The sequence below is a fragment of the Aurantimonas endophytica genome (genome assembly GCF_014196845.1).
GTDB lineage: Bacteria > Pseudomonadota > Alphaproteobacteria > Rhizobiales > Rhizobiaceae > Aurantimonas > Aurantimonas endophytica.
On record NZ_JACIEM010000006.1, the window covers coordinates 355442 to 376808 of the forward strand.

General features: G+C 64.3%; 19 protein-coding genes. 13 read left to right on the forward strand and 6 right to left on the reverse strand.

Translation table 11 applies throughout. The features are described from left to right. The first annotated feature begins 52 nt into the window (after positions 1-52). The 11 genes from GGR03_RS22080 to GGR03_RS22125 all read left to right on the forward strand — a co-directional run bounded on the left by GGR03_RS22080 (position 53) and on the right by GGR03_RS22125 (position 10641). Positions 53-715, forward strand: a complete 663-nt coding sequence (locus GGR03_RS22080; protein ID WP_183210943.1) for an amino acid ABC transporter permease — start codon at positions 53-55, stop codon at positions 713-715. 5 nt (positions 716-720) lie between these two features. Then, positions 721-1383: an ABC transporter permease subunit gene (locus GGR03_RS22085; RefSeq protein WP_252920332.1), complete on the forward strand. Its 663-nt coding sequence runs from the start codon at positions 721-723 to the stop codon at positions 1381-1383. A 10-nt stretch (positions 1384-1393) separates the two neighbouring features. Then, positions 1394-2164, forward strand: a complete 771-nt coding sequence (locus GGR03_RS22090) for an amino acid ABC transporter ATP-binding protein (protein WP_183210945.1) — start codon at positions 1394-1396, stop codon at positions 2162-2164. A gap of 19 nt (positions 2165-2183) precedes the next feature. Then, a complete protein-coding gene (locus GGR03_RS22095; protein WP_183210946.1) occupies positions 2184-2567 on the forward strand; it encodes a RidA family protein in 384 nt (127 codons plus the stop codon). A gap of 28 nt (positions 2568-2595) precedes the next feature. Next, positions 2596-3366 (forward strand): IclR family transcriptional regulator, encoded by a 771-nt coding sequence (locus tag GGR03_RS22100; RefSeq protein ID WP_183210947.1) that lies wholly within the window; start codon positions 2596-2598, stop codon positions 3364-3366. 288 nt (positions 3367-3654) lie between these two features. Beyond that, positions 3655-4812, forward strand: a complete 1158-nt coding sequence (locus GGR03_RS22105) for an efflux RND transporter periplasmic adaptor subunit (protein WP_183210948.1) — start codon at positions 3655-3657, stop codon at positions 4810-4812. A 17-nt stretch (positions 4813-4829) separates the two neighbouring features. Beyond that, positions 4830-7952, forward strand: coding sequence for a multidrug efflux RND transporter permease subunit (locus GGR03_RS22110; protein WP_183210949.1), 3123 nt, complete (start codon positions 4830-4832; stop codon positions 7950-7952). 51 nt (positions 7953-8003) lie between these two features. Next, entirely contained in the window at positions 8004-8699 is a 696-nt protein-coding gene (locus GGR03_RS22115; RefSeq protein WP_183210950.1) for a response regulator, read from the forward strand. Next, on the forward strand, positions 8692-8859 hold the full coding sequence (locus GGR03_RS24510; RefSeq protein WP_246368394.1) for a hypothetical protein: 168 nt from the start codon (positions 8692-8694) through the stop codon (positions 8857-8859). Before GGR03_RS22115 ends, GGR03_RS24510 begins: the two co-directional genes overlap by 8 nt. After that, positions 8853-9770 (forward strand): ATP-binding protein, encoded by a 918-nt coding sequence (locus GGR03_RS22120; RefSeq protein WP_252920331.1) that lies wholly within the window; start codon positions 8853-8855, stop codon positions 9768-9770. The genes GGR03_RS24510 and GGR03_RS22120 overlap by 7 nt, the downstream gene beginning before the upstream one ends. Before the next feature lie 337 nt (positions 9771-10107). Next, positions 10108-10641 (forward strand): GNAT family N-acetyltransferase, encoded by a 534-nt coding sequence (locus tag GGR03_RS22125; protein ID WP_183210951.1) that lies wholly within the window; start codon positions 10108-10110, stop codon positions 10639-10641. A gap of 1578 nt (positions 10642-12219) precedes the next feature. On the opposite strand, the gene GGR03_RS22130 is transcribed toward GGR03_RS22125, so the two are convergent. From GGR03_RS22130 to GGR03_RS22140, 3 genes are all read right to left on the reverse strand, one after another. After that, on the reverse strand, positions 12220-13029 hold the full coding sequence (locus tag GGR03_RS22130) for a DUF3313 domain-containing protein (RefSeq protein ID WP_183211091.1): 810 nt from the start codon (positions 13027-13029) through the stop codon (positions 12220-12222). A gap of 229 nt (positions 13030-13258) precedes the next feature. Further along, on the reverse strand, positions 13259-14593 hold the full coding sequence (locus tag GGR03_RS22135; protein ID WP_418884997.1) for a sensor histidine kinase: 1335 nt from the start codon (positions 14591-14593) through the stop codon (positions 13259-13261). Next, the gene (locus tag GGR03_RS22140) at positions 14580-15266 is read right to left on the reverse strand and encodes a response regulator transcription factor (protein WP_183210952.1); all 687 of its coding nucleotides are present in this window, start codon (positions 15264-15266) and stop codon (positions 14580-14582) included. The genes GGR03_RS22135 and GGR03_RS22140 overlap by 14 nt, the downstream gene beginning before the upstream one ends. A 597-nt stretch (positions 15267-15863) precedes the next feature. Here GGR03_RS22140 and GGR03_RS22145 point away from each other — a divergent pair. Further along, positions 15864-16322: a hypothetical protein gene (locus tag GGR03_RS22145; RefSeq protein WP_183210953.1), complete on the forward strand. Its 459-nt coding sequence runs from the start codon at positions 15864-15866 to the stop codon at positions 16320-16322. A gap of 327 nt (positions 16323-16649) precedes the next feature. On the opposite strand, the gene GGR03_RS22150 is transcribed toward GGR03_RS22145, so the two are convergent. Together GGR03_RS22150 and GGR03_RS22155 are read right to left on the reverse strand one after the other, a co-directional pair. Beyond that, complete coding sequence (locus GGR03_RS22150; protein ID WP_425486732.1) at positions 16650-16802, reverse strand: recombinase family protein; 153 nt, start codon at positions 16800-16802, stop codon at positions 16650-16652. Between the two features lie 174 nt (positions 16803-16976). Then, entirely contained in the window at positions 16977-17531 is a 555-nt protein-coding gene (locus GGR03_RS22155; protein WP_252920330.1) for a TetR/AcrR family transcriptional regulator, read from the reverse strand. Positions 17532-17680: 149 nt separating this feature from the next. Here GGR03_RS22155 and GGR03_RS22160 point away from each other — a divergent pair, with 149 nt between their 5' ends. After that, positions 17681-18043, forward strand: a complete 363-nt coding sequence (locus tag GGR03_RS22160; RefSeq protein WP_183210955.1) for a darcynin family protein — start codon at positions 17681-17683, stop codon at positions 18041-18043. 742 nt (positions 18044-18785) lie between these two features. Here GGR03_RS22160 and gyrB read toward each other — a convergent pair. Then, positions 18786-21221, reverse strand: a complete 2436-nt coding sequence (gene gyrB / locus GGR03_RS22165; RefSeq protein ID WP_183210956.1) for a DNA topoisomerase (ATP-hydrolyzing) subunit B — start codon at positions 21219-21221, stop codon at positions 18786-18788. Positions 21222-21367: the final 146 nt, after the last annotated feature.

Sequence of the window (21367 nt, forward strand, 5' to 3'; positions counted from 1 at the left end):
TCCGGCCTTCCCGTCGGACCGCCCCGATCCTCCCCGCCACGCGAGCGACCCGATGGGATACACCCTGAATTTCGACGCCGTCTGGCGGAACTTCGACGACCTTCTCTGGGGGCTCGGCCTCAGCCTCTATCTCGCCGTCGTGGCGATCGGGATCGGCTGCGCGTTCGGTCTGGTTCTCGCATTCTGCCGGGTCGGCCCCATGCGGCTTCTGTCGATCCCCGCCAACGCCTACGTCACCCTCTTCCGGAACCTGCCGCTGCTGGTGATCGTCCTGTTTTCCTTCTTCGCGCTGCCCCAGCTCGGCCTGCGGCTGTCGAAGGAGAACTCCTTCGTGCTGGCGCTCGCCCTTTATTCGGCGGCCTATCTGGCCGAAGTGTTTCGCGGCGGCCTCCTCAGCGTGCCGAAGGGCCTGCGCGAGGCGGGGCTGGCCATTGGCTTGACGGAAGGGCAGATCCGGCGCCGCATCATCCTGCCCGTGATGTTCCGCGCCGTTCTGCCGGCGCTGGGCAGCACCTTCATCGGCCTGTTCAAGGACACCTCCCTCGCGGCCGCGATCGCCGTGCCCGAACTCACCTTCGAGGCGCGCAAGATCAACGTGGAGACCTTTCGCGTGGTCGAGACATGGATAGTCGCGAGCGCCCTTTACATCGCGACCTGCTCGATCCTCGCCGCCCTTCTGCGCCGCATCGAAGCGCGGCTCGCCACTTCGAGGTAAGGCCTGTGAACGCACCTCCCACCTTCCTCGAGATCGTCTGGCTCGCCCGCTGGCCGCTGCTCTACGGCCTTGGAACCACCGTCGCGATCTCCTTTCTGGCCATTCTCGGCGGAACGGTGCTCGGCACCGTCCTCGGCTTGGCTCTTGCCTACGGCAACCGCATCGTGCGGTTTCTGGCGCGCATCTACACCGACGTGATCCGCGGTACGCCCGTTCTGGTGCTGATCCTCGCCAGCTTTTACATTCTCGGCACCGTCGGGCTCGATCTGTCGGCTTTCCAGGCCGGGGTGCTCGCGCTGACCCTGTTCTGCGCCTCGCATGTCGGCGAGATCACGCGGGGCGCGCTGCAGGCCATTCACACCGGGCAGGGCGAAGCGGCCAAGGCGATCGGCCTCACCTTCGGGCAAAGCTTTCGCTATGTGCTGGGACCGCAGGCACTGCGGATCGCTCTGCCGCCGCTCATCAACACGGCGGCCGAAATGGTGAAGGCTTCAACGCTTCTGTCGGTCATCGGCGTTGCTGAACTTCTCCTGCGCACGCAGGAGGTCATCAGCCGGGCCTTCCACAGCCTCGAGTTCTACCTTCTCGCCGGCCTTCTCTACTTCATCGTCAACTACGCCATCGAGCGGTTCGGCCGATATGTCGAGCGCCGCGTGAGCATTGCGTGAAAGCCCTCCCATGACCGCGAACCTTCTGGAGATCCGCGACCTGCGAAAGAGCTACGGCCGCCTTGAGGTGTTGAAGGGCGTCGACTGCGACGTCCGCCCCGGGGAGGTGATTTCGATCATCGGCTCGTCCGGATCGGGCAAGACCACCATGCTGCGCTGCGTCAACATGCTGGAGGAGTTCGAGGGCGGCACGATCCGCATCGACGGCGAAGAGATCGGATTCACCACGACGGGCGGGCAACGCCGGCGCAAGAGCGATCGGGAGATCGCACGCCAGCGCGCGCTCACCGGCATGGCCTTCCAGCAGTTCAATCTGTTTCCGCACATGACGGCGCTGGAGAACGTCACGCTGGGCCTGACGCTGGTGCGTCGCATGGGCCGCGAAGAGGCCCGCGCGCTCGGCGAGACCTGGCTCGACCGTGTGGGTCTGCTTCAGCGCAAGGACCAATACCCTTCCAAGCTCTCGGGCGGGCAGCAGCAGCGCGTCGCGATCGCGCGCGCCATCGCCATGAGCCCGCGCCTGATGCTGTTCGACGAAGTGACCTCCGCGCTTGATCCCGAACTGGTCTCCGAAGTGCTTCAGGTCGTGCGCTCGCTCGCCCAGGACGGCATGACCATGCTTCTGGTCACCCACGAGATGCGCTTCGCCTTCGAGGTGTCGAGCCGCGTCATCTTCATGAACGGCGGACGCATCGGCGAGGAGGGCGACCCGCGCGAAATGTTCGTCTCGCCCAAGACCGAGCGTCTTGCGGCATTCCTTCAATCCTCCCGCTTCAACTGACAGAACAGGACAAACAAGCATGACCCTCAAACGCTACGGAGCCGGAGAGACCGGGGCCGGCGGCAAGCCGCTGCCATTTGCCCGCGCAGTGGAAGCCGATGGCTGGCTCTACGTTTCCGGCCAGGTGCCGATGGAGAACGGCGAGATCATGCCGGGCGGCATCGTGCAGCAGACGCACAAGACCATGCAGAACGTCATCGCCGTGCTGACCGAGGCCGGATACGCGCTCGAAGACGTGGTGCGCGTCGGTGTCTGGCTGGACGACCCGCGCGACTTCTGGAGCTTCAACGGCGTCTATGCCGAGTATTTCGGCGCCGCCCCACCGGCCCGCGCCTGCGTCCAGTCTTCCATGATGGTAGACTGCAAGGTCGAGATTGACTGCGTGGCGTTCAAGCGGAAATAACCGCCGGAACCGAGCACCGGAGACGAGGATGGACAAGCGCGTGGAGGAGACGGTCAATCGGCGCGCCCGTGGGCTCGATCGGGCCTTCGACATCCTCGACGCCCTGCGCGAGGCGGGACGCCCCCTGCGCCCCAACGAGATCGCCAATGCCATGGGGGCGCCGCGATCCACGATCTACGAGATCGTCGCTGCCCTTGTGAAGCTCGATGTTCTGGAGGCTGCGGACGCGGAAGGGCGGGTCTTCCTCGGCCGGCGCCTGTTTCTGTACGGGCAGGCCTATGGGCACCATTCCGACCTGCCGAGCCGGGTGGGCGCGGTGCTCGACCGCCTCGCCATGGAAACGCAGGAAACCGCCCAGTTCTGCGTTCTCGACGGCAACAAATATACCGTCGCCATGATGCGGGAGGGCTCCCGGCCGTTCCGCATCTCCTCCAGCGTAGGCGAGCGGACGCCCATTCCCTGGACGGCATCGGGCCGACTGCTGCTCGGCCATATGAGCGAGAGGGAGATCCGCGAGCTCGTTCCAGAGGCCGACTTTCAGCTTCCTTCCGGTGACTGGCTTGACCCGGCGGATTTCGCCGAGCAGTCGCACCGAGCTCTGGCGGACGGCCACTTCACCTTCGATTCCATCGTCGACAGCTACACCCATTGCTTCGCCGTGCCGGTTCTGCGCCCGGACAGGACGGCCGCCGCGACCCTGTGCCTGGTCGCCCCGAAGGCGGATGCGCTCCGCAATCACGCCGACTATCTGGAAAAGCTTCGCTATGCCGCCGTCTCGCTCGAGCCGTCGTTCATTTGAGAAAGGCGAGCCACGCCTGACCAAAGGTTAGAGGGTCCGGGAAGGGTCGACACTCTTCGGACAGGATCGTCGCCATGTGAGTGGGCCGAGAAAGTCTAAAGGGGGCCGAGCGACGCCACGCAGGCGGGCGATCCGGAGCTGGAGAGGCGAGCATCGCTCGTTTGGCCGCGTCTCGAAGCCCAGCTGCACATGATCTCCACAAAACGCCGACACTCCGTGCACGCTCGAGCCTGAGATCACGATCCGAAGCCTTCCCGCGCCATGCGAAGGCGATCTGGACCGTGACCCATGCCCAAGCTCTCTCGCTGCAAGACGCTCTCGATGATCCTCCTCGCCTTGCCGCTCGCGGCCTGCGGCAAGGGCGCGGCATCACCTGGCGACGAGGCCGCCGGCCCCGCCACGGCCGAGGTGTCCGTCATCGAGGCGAGGTCGGAGACGATCACCCTGTTCGACGAGCTTCCGGGGCGGGTCGCGGCCTTCCGCACGGCGGAGATCCGGCCGCAGGTCGGCGGCATCATCGAGAAGCGCCTGTTCGAGGACGGCGCCGAGGTGGCCGTGGACCAGCCCTTGTTCCGGATCAATCCGGCGCCGTTCGAGGCCGACGTCGCCATCGCCGCCGCCGCACTCCAAAGGGCCGAGGCGATTCTTCGGAACGCCAACGAGAAGTTCGAGCGCGCCAGGGCGCTGGTCGAACGCAACACCGCCAGCCGCGCATCCAGCGAAGCGGCCGCCGCCGACGTCGCTCAAGCCGATGCCGGCGTCGCGGAAGCTGCGGCGACGCTGCGCCGTCGTCAGGTCGACCTCGACCTCGCCACCGTGCGCTCGCCCATTGCCGGACAGGTCGGCCTTGCGCTGGCAAGCGAGGGCGCCCTGGTATCGACCTCCAGCACGAGCGCGCTCGCCAACGTGCAGCAGATCGACCGCATCTATGTCGACTTGCGCCAGCCGGCCTCGCAGATCGACACGCTGAACGCGTTGGCCGCGAGCGGCGCTCTGGAGGACGCCTCAGCGGTTCCGGTGCCGATCGTCATGGCGAGCGGCAAGCCCTATCCCCATGCGGGGCGTGCACTCTTCTTCGATACTTCCGTCGATCCGAGCACCGGCAACGTCACCGTGCGCGTCGAGGTGAGCAATCCCGAGCGTCTGCTCCTGCCGGGCATGTATGTGCGGGCCCGGCTGCCGCGCGGCATCCGGCGCGACGCGATCCTGGTGCCGCAGGAGGCGGTGGTTCGCGATCCGGGCGGCGGGCCGCAGCTCGTGGTGCTGGACGCAGACGGACAGGGTGCCAGACGCGACGTCACGCTCGGGGAAACGGTGAAGGGACGCACCATCGTCGCATCCGGCCTTAAGGCCGGCGAGAGCGTCGTGGTGCTCGGGCAGGACAGGGTGGCCGACGGCGTCACGCTGACGGCGGTGCCCTTCGTCGCGTCGCAGCCCCGAACCTGATCCCGGAGCCCGGATTCATGTCGCGTTTCTTCATCGACCGCCCGATCTTCGCCTGGGTCATCGCGATCTTCATCGCGCTGGCCGGCCTGGGGGCGCTTCCGCAACTGCCCGTGTCGCGCTTTCCCACGATCGCGCCGCCGAGCATCGGCATCACCGCGTCCTATACCGGCGCCTCCCCGAAGACGATCGAGGACAGCGTCATCACCCCGATCGAGCGCGAGCTCTCGGGCGTCAAGAACGTTCTCTACTTTGAGTCCACGGCCGACACGACGGGCAGCGCCTCGATCACCGTGACGTTCCGTCCGGGCACGGATCCCGAGACCGCCCAGATCGACGTCCAGAACCGCATCAAGTCCGCGGAAGCTCGCCTGCCGGAAGCCGTCCGTCGTGCCGGCCTGTCGGTCGAAGCGGCCGAGTCCGGCTTCCTCATGCTGGTGACCCTGAAGTCGCCGGACGGCCGCTACGACGCCCTGGCGCTCGGCGACGCCATGTCCCGCAACCTCGTCGAGGAACTGAAGCGCGTTCCCGGCGTCGGCAAGGTGCAGAATTTCGGCTCGGAGCGGGCGATGCGGGTCTGGGTCGATCCCGCCAAGCTCTTTGCCCACTCCCTGTCGCTGGCCGACGTCACGCAGGCGATCGCGACCCAGAATGCCCAGATCGCGCCGGGGCGCGTCGGCGACGAGCCGACCGTTCCCGGTCAAAGGGTCAGCATCCCGCTCAGCGTCGAGGGCCAGCTCGGCACGCCGGAGGCGTTCGCCGCCATCGTGTTGCGGGCAGCTCCCGACGGCTCCAAGCTGGTGCTGGGCGATGTCGCCCGCATCGAGCTCGGCGCCCAGAGCCTCGGCTTCTCGATCCGCTCCAACGGCGCGACCGCCACCGGCGCGGCCATCCAGATGGCGCCGGGGGCGAATGCCGTGCGGACCTCCGAGGCGGTCCACGCCCGTCTCGCCGAACTCGCGCCCTCCCTGCCGGCCGGCATGGAATACGCCGTCACCTTCGACACCGCGCCCTTCGTCAAGGTCTCCATCGAGAAGGTGATCCACACGCTGATCGAGGCGATGGTCCTGGTCTTCCTGGTGATGCTGCTGTTCCTGCAGAACCTACGCTACACGATCATCCCGGCCATCGTGGCGCCCGTCGCCCTCCTCGGCACCTTCGCGGTGATGCTGGCCACAGGCTCCTCGATCAACGTCCTGACGATGTTCGGCATGGTGCTGGCCATCGGCATCATTGTCGACGACGCGATCGTGGTGGTCGAGAATGTCGAGCGCATCATGACGAGCGAGGGTCTGTCGCCGAAGGAGGCGACACGCAAGGCGATGGGCGAGATCAGCGGCGCGGTGGTCGGCATCACGCTGGTGCTGGTCGCCGTGTTCGTGCCCATGGGACTGGCGAGCGGCTCGGTCGGCGCGATCTATCGACAGTTCACGCTGTCGATGGCGGTGCCGATCCTCTTCTCGGCCTTCCTCGCGTTGACGCTGACGCCCGCGCTCTGCGCCACCCTGCTGAAACCCGTGACACCCGGCGGCCACGCGAAGAAGGGCTTCTTCGGCTGGTTCAACCGCGGCTTCGACCGCCTGACGACAGGCTATGCCGGTATCGTCGCCGCCTGGGTTCGGCGCGGCGGACGGGTCATGTTGCTCTATGCCGCCATTCTCGGTGTCCTCGCCTACGGCTACGCGCAGGTGCCCACCGCCTTCGTGCCGGAGGAGGACCAGGGCAACTTCATGACCTCCGTCTCGCTGCCGGCCGAGGCGACGGCCGAGCGCACCCGCGAGATCGTCTCGCTCTTCGAGCGTCACGTCGCGTCACGGCCGGACGTGATCGACAACACCTCGATCCTGGGCTTCGGCTTCTCGGGTTCGGGCGCCAACGCCGCCCTGGCTTTCACCAGCCTGAAGGACTGGGGCGAGCGCACCAGCACCGTGGACGATGAGATCGCGGCCGCGACCGCCGCCATGGCCTCGGTACCCGAGGGCACGGTCATGAGCATGAAACCGCCCGCGATCGAGGCGCTCGGCACCACGTCCGGCTTCTCGCTGCGTCTGGAGGCCCGTGCCAACCAGGACTTTGATGCCCTCAAGGGCGCACAGGACAGGCTGATCGACCTGGCGGGGAAAAGCCGGCTCGTGAGAGAGGTGCAGTCCGAGGGCCTACCGGGCGGCGCGACGGTCACGCTCAGGATCGACCGCCAGAAGTCCGAGGCGCTCGGCGTCTCGTTCGCCATGCTTTCCGACACGCTGACCACGGCCATTGGCTCGACCTATGTCAACGATTACGCGAATGCGGGACGCCTTCAGCAGGTGATCGTCCAGGCGGACGCTCCCTACCGGATGCAGGTCGAGGACGTGCTGAAGCTCACGGTGCGCAACAATGCCGGCGGCATGGTCTCGCTCGCCGAGGTGGTGACGCCCGTCTGGCAGGAGAGCCCGCTGCAACTCCAACGGTACAACGGCTATCCTGCCCTTTCGATCACGGGCAGCGCTGCACCCGGCGTGTCCAGCGGCGTTGCCATGGCGGAGATGGAGCGGCTTGCCGCCGAGTTGCCCGAGGGCTTTGCCGTGGAATGGACCGGACAGTCTCTGCAGGAGAAGCAGTCGGCCTCGCAGGCACCGATCCTCCTCGCCGTCTCCATCCTGATCGTGTTCCTGGTGCTGGCGGCCCTCTACGAAAGCTGGGCGATTCCCCTGGCCGTCATCCTCGTCGTGCCACTCGGCATCCTCGGAGCGGTGGCGGCGGTCCTCCTGCGCGGGCTGGAGAACGACGTGTTCTTCAAGGTCGGGCTGATCACCCTCATCGGCCTGTCCGCCAAGAACGCCATCCTGATCGTGGAGTTCGCACGGCAGCTCGCCGCTCAGGGCCGCAGCTTGCCCGAGGCGGTGACGGAGGCCGCGCGCTTGCGGCTTCGGCCGATCCTGATGACATCGCTCGCCTTCACGCTCGGCGTCGTGCCACTGATGCTGTCGCGGGGCGCCAGTTCCGAGACGCAGCATGCCATCGGCACCGGCGTCTTCGGCGGCATGATATCGGCGACCATGCTGGCGGTGTTCTTCGTGCCCGTTTTCCACGTCGTCGTCATGGGGATGGTCGGCTTCTTCAACCGTCGACGCACCCGGTCCGCGATGCAGCCCGCCGAATGACCCGAACCTGCCGCCCACCGACCCGACGCCAACCCTCACCGGAGTGCCTCCATGGAAAACGCACTGATCCTCATTGTCGAGGATGAGCCGGAGATCGCCGAGATCCTCGAGGCCTATTTCGTGCGGGAGGGCTTCCGCACGGTTTCAGCGGGCGACGGCCCGACGGGTCTCGCCCATCATCTTCGCCTCAAGCCGGACCTCGTCATCCTCGACGTCAAGCTGCCGGGACTGGATGGCTATGAGGTTCTGGCCACGGTCCGACGACGCGGCGATACGCCGGTGATCATGGTGACCGCCCTGGCAGAGGACCTGGACAAGCTCCTGGCCCTCCGCGTCGGGGCAGACGACTACGTCGTGAAGCCGTTCAATCCGCTCGAAGTCGTCGCGCGCGCCAAGGCGGTGCTGCGCCGGACGACGGGAAGCGGCACCCGCCGCACCTTGCGCGTCGGCCCTCTCCACATCGATCCGGAAGCCTATGCCGCGACCGTTGAAGGTCAGCAGGAGACGACGGTCCTGGAACTCACCCGCACCGAGTTCCGCCTGCTCGCCCACATGGCGGCCTCGCCCGGGCGGGTATTCGAGCGCTCCGAGCTGATCGACGCCTGCCTGCCGGAAAGCGAAGCGATGGACAGGACCGTCGACAGCCATGTCAGCAAATTGCGGCGCAAGCTGGCGGCGGCGGGCGCCGACGGCGTGCTGACCGGCGTGCGCGGCGTCGGCTACAAGCTGAGTGGATCCCATGCCTAGGCTCAACACCCACATCGTCCGCTCGGTCACGGGCCTGACCTTCCTCGCCTTCGTCGCGATGTACGGCGGCCTGACGCTCTATTACGTCTCGTCTACGACTGGCTCTACCCCGACGCCGCCCCCGACGCCGTCTGGCAGCCGAGTGAGATCCTCGTGCTGAGCCTGATCCTGGCCGTCGGGCTGCTGGCTGCGACGGCTGTTGGCTGGCGCCTGACCCAGACGATCGCCGCACCGCTGCGGTCCGTCGGGGCGGCGGCCCGAAGGGTTGCGGGGGGCGATTTCTCGGCACGGGCCGTCTCTCCGGCCTCGGCCTTCGAGGAGGGCGACAGCCTGGTCGCCGACTTCAACGCCATGGCCGAGCGGCTGGAAAAGGCGGAGTCGGAACTCGCCTTTTCGAATTCGTCCATCGCCCATGAGCTGCGCACACCGCTCACCATCCTGCGTGGACGCCTCCAGGGGCTTCTGGATGGCACCTTCGAACCGAGCCCAAAGCTCTACACGCGATTGATCGCGCAAGTGGACGACCTGGCAGCGATCGTGGAGGAGCTGCGCACGCTCGCACTGTCCAGCGCCGGCAAGCTCGAGCTGACGCTCGGCCCCGTCGACCTCGCGCGGGAGGCCGAGACCGTCCTAGCCTCCATCGAAGCCGATCTCATCATGGCGGGTATCGGAATCGAGCGCCAGCTTCGGCCAGCCTTGACGCAGGCCGACGCGGCAAAGATCCGCCAGGCCCTCCTCGCCATTCTCGAGAACTGTCGGCGCTACGCACCGGGTAGCACGGTGCGCGTGGAAACCGGCGTTGCGGACGATCATGTCGTCCTGCGTTGCAGGGACACGGGGCCCGGCCTCTCGCCCGAGGAGCGGGAGCGCGCCTTCGAACGCTTCTGGCGCGCCGACGAGTCCCGTGCCCGTGCACGCGGCGGCTCCGGCCTCGGTCTCTCGGTCGTCCTCGGCATCGCCCGCGCTCACGGCGGAGAGGCCGTGATCCTCGATGACGTGCCCGGCTTCGCGATCGAACTCCGCCTGCCGCGGGCGGGCTCTGCGAAAGGCCCCATGACTGTCCCTTCTTGACCGCCCAAGATCTCAGGCAGCCGCATCCACACAACCTCCACGGAACCTGCACCCGGCTTCGACGAGCCAATAATACCTATCCGTTGAACCAGGAGGGTACGCATGGTTTTCCGGAACTTCTTCATTTTCTGCACTGTCTTCGGGTTGTTCATGATGATGTTTGCAAATCTCGCCACCTGCCATCTACGGGACGACGGCCACGCACGCTTTGACGCACCATTCCGGTTGCAGTGATGCGTGCGCCGCTGCCGCCGCATCCATTCCATCGGGTCCCGTCACAAGGGATCCGTTCCCATGGGCGCGAAGGCCCAGCCCCTTTGGCAGCAAGAGACCCACGATGACCGCTTCCCTCAGGAACAGCCATGTTCATCTCGACGTCGCGACCGACGCCGATCTGCCGCGTTTCCGCAAAGATCTTCAGGAGGCTTTCGCGGTCGCCGTCGTGGAAGAGTTCGGGTCCGTCTTTGACGGATCGATCCCCTCCGACTCGGATGTCACGGCGTCCCTTGAGGCGCCGAATGCGGTCGTGCATCGCATTCTCGAGAACGGACGATGGGTCGGCGGGGCCGTCGTCTCGATCGATCTCGACACGCAGAGGAATTCGCTCGATCTCTTGTTCGTCCGTGTCGGTGAGTTCGGGCACGGCATCGGGCGAAAGACCTGGCGAGCGATCGAAGAGCGCTACCCGCAGACGAAGGTCTGGACGACCCACACGCCCTATTTCGAGAAGCGCAACATCCATTTTTACGTCAATGTCTGCGGCTTCAAGATCGTCGAGTACTTCAACCCGCGCCACCCGGACCCGCGCCATCCGGCCGACCTAGATCTGGTATCTGACGGCGGGATGTTCCGTTTCGAAAAGTACGCCTGATCGCTTCTGACGGCCTGTCATCGCGGTGGCGGTCCGAGCAGCGGCGTGCGAAATCGCAGCGGCTCGCAGGAAGGCGATCATCAGGGCTGCCGCCCGATCCAGGGACACGGGTAAGTTCCCGGATTACTCGGAGAACGCGCAGCTACGGTCTCAGTGCTCCCCGGCGCAATGAGATCGACGAAGGCTGGATGGTCTATTGGTGAGCCTCATCGCGTTCAGCCGACGCGTCACCTGCACCAGAGGTGAAATCACTTGCAGGCACTGTGGCGAATTCTGATTACGCTTCCGCCGAGCTATTAGAAATCAGTGCTTGCAGAATTCCTGCAGCTAATTGGGCAGAATACACAAGCACAAAGACTCCCCAAAAGCATAATCCGCAAGCGATTGGACCGACCAGCCTGAAGATCGCCGTGTTGGCATCTAGTCGTAGCTAGATCGAGCCGCTTCGGGTGCGAATTCCGATACCGATACAAGCAGGCACGCAGTGATGGAGCAGATCCTTCCTTATCAACGCACAAACCCCGGCATGGGAGTCCAACCGCCGATCGGGAAGTCTGGATGCACCTTACCGCTCTCATCGAAGCGGACCTGCCATGCCTTTCGGGCCCCGGCCCACCGCACGACCTCAATGAACCCCTCAGAGTGCCCAACCTCCCGTAGCTTCTGCAACCTCGCTTCGGTGATCGCTGGCCGTCCCGAGAAGCCGGGTATAGACACGGAGCGACTGCGGGAGGAGCACACGAGACGTTTGAACGCACACACCGCGCGAAGCGTGCTCGGGGTCGGCAAGATCTCTTTCCGCGGTCTTATCGACCTGGGCTGGTCGCGGCGATCGACGACGGGCACGGGAACGAGCGGTTCAGGGAAGGCGACATTGCACGCCTGCTCGAAAGCGTATGCGGCGAAGCACCGACCGTCGAAGTCACTCCCAGCGGCTGCATTTCGCTGCGGGAGGCGTACCGCAAATTCGGCATCCCTGTCGCCGAACTGGTTCGCAGAATTGTGGCTTCCGAGCTGCCCGTCGTCGGCATCCCGAGGAAAATGAAAGTGCTTTCCGGAGTGCTGGTGCTGGCGGACGGATTGGTGCGGGCCGCTCGGAAGGCGGAAGATGGGCTAACCCTTCAGGAGGCCGCCGGCCGCTTGGGAATGCATCCGGAGGCCGTCCTCCACGTGGCGAGGACGGGGCTTCTGCCGGGGCGAAGGGAGGGGCGTGGGTGGAGGTTTACGATGTCCGAAGTCGAGAGCTTCGACGCGGAACACGTCACAGGCGCAAGGATGGCGGCCCTCCTGGGAACGTCGCCGCGATCGGCAATAGCCGGACTTGTGCGCTTGTGCGCTTGGGTCGTCGCGGGGCCACCCGCGTGCCGTCAAGCGATCTTTCGAAGGACCGACGCCGAGCGCGCCGCCTGCCTCACGACGCGCGTCGCGTAGTTCTCGGGAGAGTATGGCTGCGTAGAGCAGGTTCGAAAGCTCCGGCCCCGGCAGCAACTTTAGAAGGGGAGTGGAGCTACCGGATCGGCGCATGGGTCGATAGGTAGCGATGAGGTGGCGCGCCGCCGGGCGAAAGGGATGTCTCTGTTATCGTGAAGCGAGAGCCTTGGGTTTCTTGTCCGTCCACTGCGGGGGGAGTCCGAACTTGGTCGCCACGGCGCCCATCACACCTGGCGCCCGGCCGAACGTCTCGCACGCCGCGTATTTCGGCTTGCCCCCGAACCAGGATTGTACCTGGTGCCACGCAGGAACTGAAACGTCGAACATCCTCGGCTCTCTCCCGGTGATCAATAGCTGCGAAAAATCGCTCGCAAACTTGGCGGCGTGACCATAGGCATCACCCACTTCGGAATAACGGGGCTTGTCCTGTATGAAGTTCGCCCCGCGTGTCCACATCATTGCGGCGCGCTGGATGTTCTGACCGTCCAAAGCTTCCGCCTCGACGGCGAGACCTCCCAAGCCAAATGGTATGCGGGGCACACCGATGATCGGAATGTTGTCCGGGATAGCAAAGCCGCCACCAACGCTAACGACGGTCGCGGCGGCTGCCACGTCCTTGTTCGTAAGCACTATGTCGGTGACTACGGAGCGGACTGTCAGATCCGCGCGTTGGTCGTGCCGCACCATTCGATACTTGTCGCTCAGCGCGACGCACAAGGCCCGATCGAGCGCGTTTGCCACCAGCGAACGGTCGCTCTCCGATTTGACCCTGTTTGCGGCGATAAAGGTGAAACTGGTCGGGACGATCCGGACTGTCTTCACTCGCGACAAGTGCTGGCCATCGACATAAAGACGTTGCTTCTCGCTCAACTTGCCTTTGGCGGGCCCCAGACTGCTATACGAAGTGAGCGTCCCGCTTTCCTTCATCGGCACCGAAGTGCATCCCGCCGCCGTCATAGCAACTACCAGTACGGGAAGAATGGGAAGAACACGCTTCGGCGAGCGGTTGGGGGCTGAATGAATTCGAAGGGGTTTGATCTGCACCGTCGCTGATCTCCAACATTGATGTTGGAAGGACACTCGGCCCCACGGATTGCCGCAGCATTACGAGGCAGACCGTTATGAAAGCTGGTGGGCACGCACCGAGGACCGCCGCTGATGAAACCGTGGCGACGTGGATCCCGCCTCAAAGGAGGATGGAGACTCTCGTGCCCTGTCGGTCGCTTTCCATGGTCACGTGCCCGCCGTGGTTCGCGGCGATCTGCTTGACCAGGCTCAGGCCGAGCCCGGCGCCCCGGCTTTTCGGTGTCACTCGGTAGAATGGCTCGAAAACCAGTTCCTGATGTTCAACGGGTATGCCGGGTCCTTGGTCAGTGACGGCGACCGCGCCATCCGTCGAAACCGAAACTGCGATCTCTCCCTTGCCTTCACCGTGATCGATTGCGTTGCGAATAAGGTTGCTGACTGCCCGCCCCAATGCTGGGGCGTTTCCGTCACGTTCCAGCATTTCCACGTCGCTGTGGAAGGAAATCTGGTAACCGGCGGCAATGGCGATAGGCGCGAGGTCAGCCACTGCTGTGCGGGCAATCTCCACCAGATCCACGAGGTCGCCCAACTCCGTCGCCTGATCATTGCGCTCGAAATCCAGCAACTGCTCGGCGGTGTCCGCCAGGCGAGCGACATCGTCTAGCAAGCGCCTGCGCTCGGGCCCCTCGGACATTCCTTCGATCCGGGTCTGCATGATCGCGATCGGTGTTCTAAGCTCATGGGCGGCGTCAACGAGGAAGCGTTCACGCTTCCTGGCCTCGATTTCCAGACGGTCGAGGGTTCCGTTGAAGGCCGTGACCAGTGGAGAGACCTCCGCAGGGATACCGTCCACGGGAAGGCGGGTGTCGTGCCGGCGCGGCTCGATTCGAGCTGCTCGCTCGGCAACATCGCTCACCCGAGAGAGCGCGTGGCGGACTATCCTCGGAACGGCGAGGAAGATGGCGGGCAGAGCGACTGCGAGCAAAGAGGCATAGATCGGATAGGACCTAGCCAAAAGGGCGAGAAAAGGCGAACCCCTGTCAGCCACGCCACCGAAAAGGATCCGAACCTCACCCACCGCCGTGTCGGCACTGTCGATCGTCGCGACCTCGTCGGTCAAAGCGGATCCGCGTATGTCCGCGTCATCGAACAGGTGAACCAGATGAGCGAGTTCGGCGTAGGCCGACGGGATCGGACCAAAAGACACGGACGCACCGTCCGGCGAGGCGGCGACATACCAAAGCGAGCCGTTCTGCTCCTTCAGCTCTCTTAGCTCCGGTGTTTCCTTTAGCTCCAATACTCCCCGGCCATCCCGGGATGCGGCTCCCGCTATCGCTGAACCCACGACATCCTCCATTGCGATGTTCGGCGACATTATCGTGGCGGCCCAGACGCAGAGCCCAAGCATGACCGCGGCGACAACGGCAACGATGACCAGGCTGAGTTGCCAGCTCAACTTCCACCAAAGCGAGGGGTTCGATTTAGCTGCCACCACGATGTTCTTCCTTCAGGAGATAACCGACGCCCCTAATGCTGTGAATTGCGACGCCTGACCCGGCGTCCGCTAGCCGTTTCCGCAGGCGCGAAATGTGCGCATCAACCGCGTTCGACTGTATTTCTTGCTCGTAGTTGTAGACCGCCCCTTCCAGCGTCGAGCGGAGTACCGTCTTGTTCTTCCGCTTCGCGAGCGCCACGAGGATCAGAAGTTCGCGCCTGGGAAGGGCGAACGGCGTCGAGCCTATCGCAACGTTCAGATTCAGCGGATCAATCACCATGCGTCCGGCCATGATGGCCGGCTCCGCGAGGTTCACGGGACGTCGAAGGACTGCACGCACGCGCGCCAACAATTCCTCAACGAGGAACGGCTTGCCGATGTAGTCATCGGCGCCCATGTCCAGGCCCTTGACCCGCTCGAGTGGTTCGTTCCGTGCGGTCATGATGATGATCGGCGTGTCTCGCCCCGACCGCCTCAGCTTCGGAACCAACGTCAGCCCTTCGCCATCGGGGAGACGACGGTCCAGAAGGATGGCGTCGTAGTCATTCTGTAGCGTCAATTCGAAGGCGTCGGCGAGATTGATCGTGTGGTCGGTGACGACGCCGCGTTTCGCGAGCGCAGCCGCCAGCGCGACCGCCAGTTCCCTCTCGTCCTCTACGATTAGAAGTCTCATTTGTCTTTCCCCACGCCCGTGCGCAGTCCGTTCAACGTGGGCGTCGTCTCGGCGCTGGTGCTGGTGGTCCGTGTAGCCGTCAATTGCACGTGGGTCTCCCGCGCCGTTGGTGGAACATCTTCCCCCGTGTCTCGTCCTCTCTCGCCCCGGCGATCCTGCACAAACGACACCCTATCCCGGAGTGCCGGGGCGAGAGCGAATCACGGGATGTCGACAGTGTCGAACGCGTCACCGTCCGTCCGCCCACGCGAATTTACTTTTGGATGGCCGTTGCATCGCCATCGGGTAACGGCGCGACGCATCACTGCGTCTTCGCCCGCGTGGGTTGCAGCAGCATTACGGGGAGGGTTCGGGATAATGTAATGCTGCCGCGCGACCGGTCGCGGTCGCCTGTTTACAGTCATAGGAATCCGTCAATGGCTGCGGAACGAACGCCGCGAGCGGCTACGGCCAAACGCACCGCGGAAACCCGCCGTTTCTGTCTTCCGTCTGGTCCTCTTCCGGACCCGTCGTCGGAATCTCAGAGGTTTAATCACGTAATGCTGCCGCAACGCATCGCCCCCACGGTCGTCCGAGGATGTCTACCGAGGACAAGTCATGCCAACTCTCGTCGCCGTACTTATGATTTCAGCCACAACCGTGACATACGTATACGTCTTCCGAGGCATGGTTATTTATGAGAACTTCAATGAATACCGTCGCAAAGGCTGGTCAATCTTCACTCCGTCAGATTGCATACTATACATAACTACGCTGAAGCGCGGCTCGAACGCGGTTCTCGATCCAGGCTATTATCCGGAACTGGAGCGACTGCGTCAGAACTGGCAGGTCGTTCGCGCGGAAGGCCTGGAGCTGGTGCGCAAGAATTACTTTGACGCCACCAAGCGTTCGGGAGCGGTTGGCTACTACGATGTCGGAGTTCTGACATTCTTCAGATACGGATGGGTCCGAATTTACTTAAAATGTGTCATCAAGTGGTCAGCGGATGCCCTTGTTATGGTGATTTTGCTGGCGTTGACTGTGGTCGTGGGTCAACTGCTGAGTCGGCTGATTTGACGACAAGGGTTCCGACGGAAACGGCATCGTCTACGGGGTACGCCCCTTCGGCGTGTTCCTGGGGTCAAGAGAGTGGCAAGGGATCAGCCCCCGATATCAGACCCCCATCGCCCCGAAACCTTCCTCACGTCCATGAGGTAGTCAGACCGCAGCCGGGACAGGTTCGGTACTGGCCCTCTGTCATCCCGTGTTCCTCCGTAAGGCGTTCCCGCAGCGAGGTGACGGCGACGTGGTCTAGCAGGCAAAAGACGGTCGGGCGCCCCCTGAAACACCGTGACGGCATGCTGATGATCCCGCGCTTCGACCGTGTCGTGACGCGGGACGGCGTCACCCGGTTCGGGCAGGAAAGCCCGGCCGGTCGACCTTCGCCCCGCTCGCCTTGTCGGTGAACAGCTTCTCGCACCCTGCCTTGGTCAGCGCGTCGGTTTGCAGCGCCAGGTCCTGATCGGCCGTCGAGACCCGCGCGTAGCCGATCAGCATCTTTCCCGTTTTCCCATCGAATTTGACGATTTCGGGAATCTTAAATCGGGAACAGATTTGGGAAAGCGAAAGCTACCTTCCGCGGGCCGGCGCTGCCGTCACCAGCTTTCCCGTTCTACGTTCTTAATCGGGAACGCTGGATCAGCGCGCATTCTTGGGTTTGATGAATAGCGGTCAAGCCTCGACGCTGTCGGGCATCGACAGATATCCAAGCACGGCGCGACGAACCCGCACTATGAGCGGCGCTTGTCCCTCCTCGCCCCGTTCGCCAGCGGCATCGAGCATTCCTCGGATGATCGCCAGAACGTCGCCCGTGGCGGACGGCATGTCGGACTGTTGAGGAAGGTCCGGCCGGCTGAGAATGTCTGCCAAGAGCGTCACGATCTTCGCCCTTACAAGCTGCGTGTCGGCATCGAGCGGTAAGCGCGCTTCCTCGAAATCGAGCAACCGTGCCAGGCGAGGGCGACGCACCTGGTGTCGAACAGCGGCTTCGATGACACCATCGAGAGCCCCCCGTCCGGTAGCTACCATGCTTGCAGCCTCGACTTCCTCGACAAGGCGGGATGTTTCGCGGGCGATCAGCGCGCCGAGCAGCGCATCCTTGTCGGGAAAGTACTGGTAGAGCGTGCCGATACTGGCGCCGGCCAGTTCAGCCACCGCGTTCGTAGTGAAGCCACCATGCCCCTGCTCCTCTAAAATGCGAGCAGAGGCTTCGATGATCGCGTTCACGGTGTGCTGCGCGCGCGCCTGCCTTGGCTGTTTGCGTGGGCGGGTGCGCTGATCTTGGGGCTGTGCGGTCACGAGAGCCAATGCGAGTAGCTAAGGTGAGCGTATGCTCGCATCTTTCTGGGCGTCAATCAACGAAGCAAGGACGCATCATGGATACCCATCCCACCCAGTTCGAAGCCGCCCTCACAACGTTCTTCATGGTCAAGACCTCGCCGGAATGGCTGGGTTTTACGTTCGAAACTCGACTGGCGCACGCCCGCGAGACCTTCCAGCCCATCCTCGATGAGTTTAAGGGACGGGTCCGGCTCAAGTGGTACGACGTTGAGTTCTATACGGCCAAGATCAGCGATATATGGATGATCGAGTCAAAGGATCATCACAGCTACCAGCTCTTTTGCGAGAAGCTGCGCGAGACGCCGTTTTGGGACCGCTTCTTTCTCGTTCATGACATATTTCCGGGTGAGCTGAACGCCTGGGCGAAGAACTACGAAGTCGAAGCCCTCCAATCATAGAGAGATAGACGATGTAGGCCACTCCGTGGTGCTACTCCGCTCACCGCCGTGCACGGGTAGAGCGGAGCAGCATCCTCATGCTCCTGGCATGACTTACCATGCCGAAGCGCGACCGAGCGCCTTATTGTCTCGAACACCCAGTCGCGTCTGTCTTCCTGCTATCGAACAGACCGCGTGTCGGCGTCCCACGTGCAATGACCTTGGGATCTGGCTCCGATCGGGATCGTCGCAAGATGCCCATCTGGTTCTGCGATGCTACGACGCGGTTGCTTTCACCGTGGATTAGGCAAACGCGTTCCAAGTCAGCCGCGAACGCCGCATGTTGGCTGCCCCGAGTAAGGAACATGGCCAGGTTCAAGATACCCCGGAGCGCGGTTCCCGGGCTCGACGTCGACGTCTGGATGAGGCTGAAACCAAAGCACTACCTGATCAGGCACCCGAGGGCATGCATAGGCCCACGACCGTCCGCTTTTCCGCGCTCTGACCCAGACGCGGACGGACCGCAAACCGCCTAAAGCGGAACACCATTTCATCACTTCGGCGCCCGCTTCCCTCACGAGCGGACCGGACACTTCTCAAAACGATCCGCGACGTCTTGGAGAAACATGCTCTGCACAAGGTGGCCTGACCCTTCGGCAAGGCTTCGTGCAACCAGCGGCACGCGAGTCAGGGTTCTTCGGGATCTGAGTCCGACACCCACCCCGTTTGAGTCGGGGTTCACGGCCTCGCTACAACACCAGGCTCAGATGTCGAGATTGGCGACCGACAGGGCGTTCTCCTGGATGAATTCGCGCCGCGGCTCGACCTCGTCGCCCATCAGCCGCGAGAACAGCTGGTCGGCGTCGGTGGCGTCGTTGATCTTCACCCGCACCAGCGTGCGGGCGTCCGGGTCGAGCGTCGTCTCCCACAGCTGCTCCGGGTTCATCTCGCCGAGGCCCTTGTAGCGCTGCGTCGCGATGCCCTTGCGGCCGACTTCGAACACGGCCAGCAGCAGCTCCAGCGGCCCGGCCAGCGGCCGCTCGGTCTCCTTGCGGCGCAGCACCGGCATGCCGTCATAGATTTCCGCCAGTCGCCCGGCGAGTCGGTTGAGCTGCAGCGCATCGCCGGAATTGATCAGCGCCGCGTCGAGCGTCTGCGCCTCGGTCACGCCGCGCACCGTCCGGGTGAAGCGGTAGCCGCCGTCGACGGATTCGCCCGTCCAGCCGCGCTCGGTCTCGTCGGCGACGAGGTCGAGCCGCTCGGCGATCCGCTTCGCCATCGCCGGCGCCTGTGCCGGGTCCTCGGCGATTTCCGCCGTTAGAGCGCCGCAGATCGCGGCCTGCTCGACCGCGCTGCGGTCGTAGCGCGAATGCAGCCCGGCCATCACCTGGCGCAGCTGCAGCGCGTCGTCGACCACGGCGCGCAGGTCGCGGCCGACCCGTACTTCGCCGGTTTCCAGCGTCAGCGAGGCGTCGTCGAGCCCGCCTTCGATCAGGTAGTTCTCCAGCGCCTTCTCGTTCTTCAGGTACTGGCTCTGCTTGCCGCGCGTGACCTTGTAGAGCGGCGGCTGGGCGATGAAGACATGGCCACGCTCGATCAGCTCCGGCATCTGCCGGAAGAAGAAGGTGAGCAGCAGGGTGCGGATATGGGCGCCGTCGACGTCGGCGTCGGTCATGATGATGATCTTGTGGTAGCGCAGCTTGTCGGCGTTGAATTCGTCCTTGCCGATCGAAGTGCCAAGCGCGGTGATCAGCGTGCCGATCTGGTCCGAGCCGAGCATGCGGTCGAAGCGTGCCCGCTCGACGTTGAGGATCTTGCCCCTGAGCGGCAGGATCGCCTGGTTCTGGCGCGACCGCGCACCCTTGGCCGAACCGCCGGCGGAATCACCCTCGACGATGAAGATCTCGGACTTGGCGGGATCGCGCTCCTGGCAGTCGGCGAGCTTGCCCGGCAGCGAGGTGATGTCGAGCGCACCCTTGCGCCGCGTCAGCTCGCGCGCCTTGCGGGCGGCCTCGCGCGCGGAAGCGGCCTCGACCACCTTGCCGATGACGATCTTGGCTTCCTGCGGATGCTCTTCGAACCAGCTGGACAGCGTCTCGTTGACGAGGCTCTCGACCACCGGCCGGACCTCGGAGGAGACCAGCTTGTCCTTGGTCTGCGAGGAAAATTTCGGGTCCGGCACCTTCACCGACAGGACGCAGGAGAGGCCCTCGCGGCTGTCGTCGCCGGTGAGCGAGACCTTTTCCTTCTTCAGGATGCCGGAGGCCTCGGCATAGCCGGTGACCTGGCGCGTCAGCGCGCCGCGGAACCCGGCCATGTGGGTGCCGCCATCCCGCTGCGGGATGTTGTTGGTGAAGCAGAGGACGTTCTCGTTATAGCTGTCGTTCCACCAAAGCGCCGCCTCGACGACGATGCCGTCCTTCTCGCCGTGCAACACGATCGGCTCGCTGATCAGAGGCTTGCGGGCGCGGTCGAGATACTCGACGAAGGCCTTCAGGCCGCCCTCGTAGAACAGCTCCGTGCGCTTCTCGTCGGCGTGGCGCCGGTCGGAGAGGACGATGCGCACGCCCGAGTTCAGGAAGGCAAGCTCGCGCAACCGGTGCTCCAGCGTCGCGTAGTCGAAATCGGTGACGCCGGTGAAGGTGGATGTCGAGGGCAGGAAGGTGATGGTCGTGCCGGTTTCGCCGCCGGAATCGCCGATCGCCTTCAGCGGCGCGTCGGGCACGCCTTCGGTGAAGGACATCTCGTGAATCTTGCCCTGGCGCTTGATCGTCATCTTCAGCCAGACCGACAGCGCGTTCACGACCGAGATGCCGACGCCGTGCAGGCCGCCGGAGACCTTGTAGGAATTCTGGTCGAACTTACCGCCGGCATGCAGCTGGGTCATGATGACCTCGGCCGCCGACACGCCTTCGCCGGTGTGGATATCCGTCGGGATGCCGCGGCCGTTGTCGGTCACCGTGCAGGACCCGTCGGGGTTCAGCGTGACCGTGACGCCGGTGGCGTGGCCGGCGAGCGCCTCATCGATCGAGTTGTCCAGCACCTCGTAGACCATGTGGTGCAGGCCGGAGCCGTCGTCGGTGTCGCCGATATACATGCCGGGACGCTTGCGAACGGCATCCAAACCCTTGAGCACCTTGATCGAATCGGCACCGTAGTCGGATTCGGCGCGGGGGTTGGTTTCGTTCGCAGCGGACATGATGTTCCTTGGGTTCGGACAGGCGCGGCAAGCCGCGACGAATCGCCTCTCGCGTGCGCCGTATATAGAGTGTCGCAGGGGCTTTTGAAAGGCGAACGGGTCGTCCGGCTGGCTGACGCGGGCCCGGCATTCTCGACGCGCGGCGA

Bases quoted from the DNA above. Each gene is read 5' to 3' on its own strand.
- GGR03_RS22080 (WP_183210943.1), top strand. From the start codon at position 53: ATGGGATACACCCTGAATTTCGACGCCGTCTGGCGGAACTTCGACGAC.
- GGR03_RS22090 (WP_183210945.1), top strand. From the start codon at position 1,394: ATGACCGCGAACCTTCTGGAGATCCGCGACCTGCGAAAGAGCTACGGC.
- GGR03_RS22095 (WP_183210946.1), top strand. From the start codon at position 2,184: ATGACCCTCAAACGCTACGGAGCCGGAGAGACCGGGGCCGGCGGCAAG.
- GGR03_RS22100 (WP_183210947.1), top strand. From the start codon at position 2,596: ATGGACAAGCGCGTGGAGGAGACGGTCAATCGGCGCGCCCGTGGGCTC.
- GGR03_RS22105 (WP_183210948.1), top strand. From the start codon at position 3,655: ATGCCCAAGCTCTCTCGCTGCAAGACGCTCTCGATGATCCTCCTCGCC.
- GGR03_RS22110 (WP_183210949.1), top strand. From the start codon at position 4,830: ATGTCGCGTTTCTTCATCGACCGCCCGATCTTCGCCTGGGTCATCGCG.
- GGR03_RS22115 (WP_183210950.1), top strand. From the start codon at position 8,004: ATGGAAAACGCACTGATCCTCATTGTCGAGGATGAGCCGGAGATCGCC.
- GGR03_RS24510 (WP_246368394.1), top strand. From the start codon at position 8,692: ATGCCTAGGCTCAACACCCACATCGTCCGCTCGGTCACGGGCCTGACC.
- GGR03_RS22125 (WP_183210951.1), top strand. From the start codon at position 10,108: ATGACCGCTTCCCTCAGGAACAGCCATGTTCATCTCGACGTCGCGACC.
- GGR03_RS22130 (WP_183211091.1), bottom strand. From the start codon at position 13,029: ATGACGGCGGCGGGATGCACTTCGGTGCCGATGAAGGAAAGCGGGACG.
- GGR03_RS22140 (WP_183210952.1), bottom strand. From the start codon at position 15,266: ATGAGACTTCTAATCGTAGAGGACGAGAGGGAACTGGCGGTCGCGCTG.
- GGR03_RS22145 (WP_183210953.1), top strand. From the start codon at position 15,864: ATGCCAACTCTCGTCGCCGTACTTATGATTTCAGCCACAACCGTGACA.
- GGR03_RS22150 (WP_425486732.1), bottom strand. From the start codon at position 16,802: ATGCTGATCGGCTACGCGCGGGTCTCGACGGCCGATCAGGACCTGGCG.
- GGR03_RS22160 (WP_183210955.1), top strand. From the start codon at position 17,681: ATGGATACCCATCCCACCCAGTTCGAAGCCGCCCTCACAACGTTCTTC.
- gyrB (WP_183210956.1), bottom strand. From the start codon at position 21,221: ATGTCCGCTGCGAACGAAACCAACCCCCGCGCCGAATCCGACTACGGT.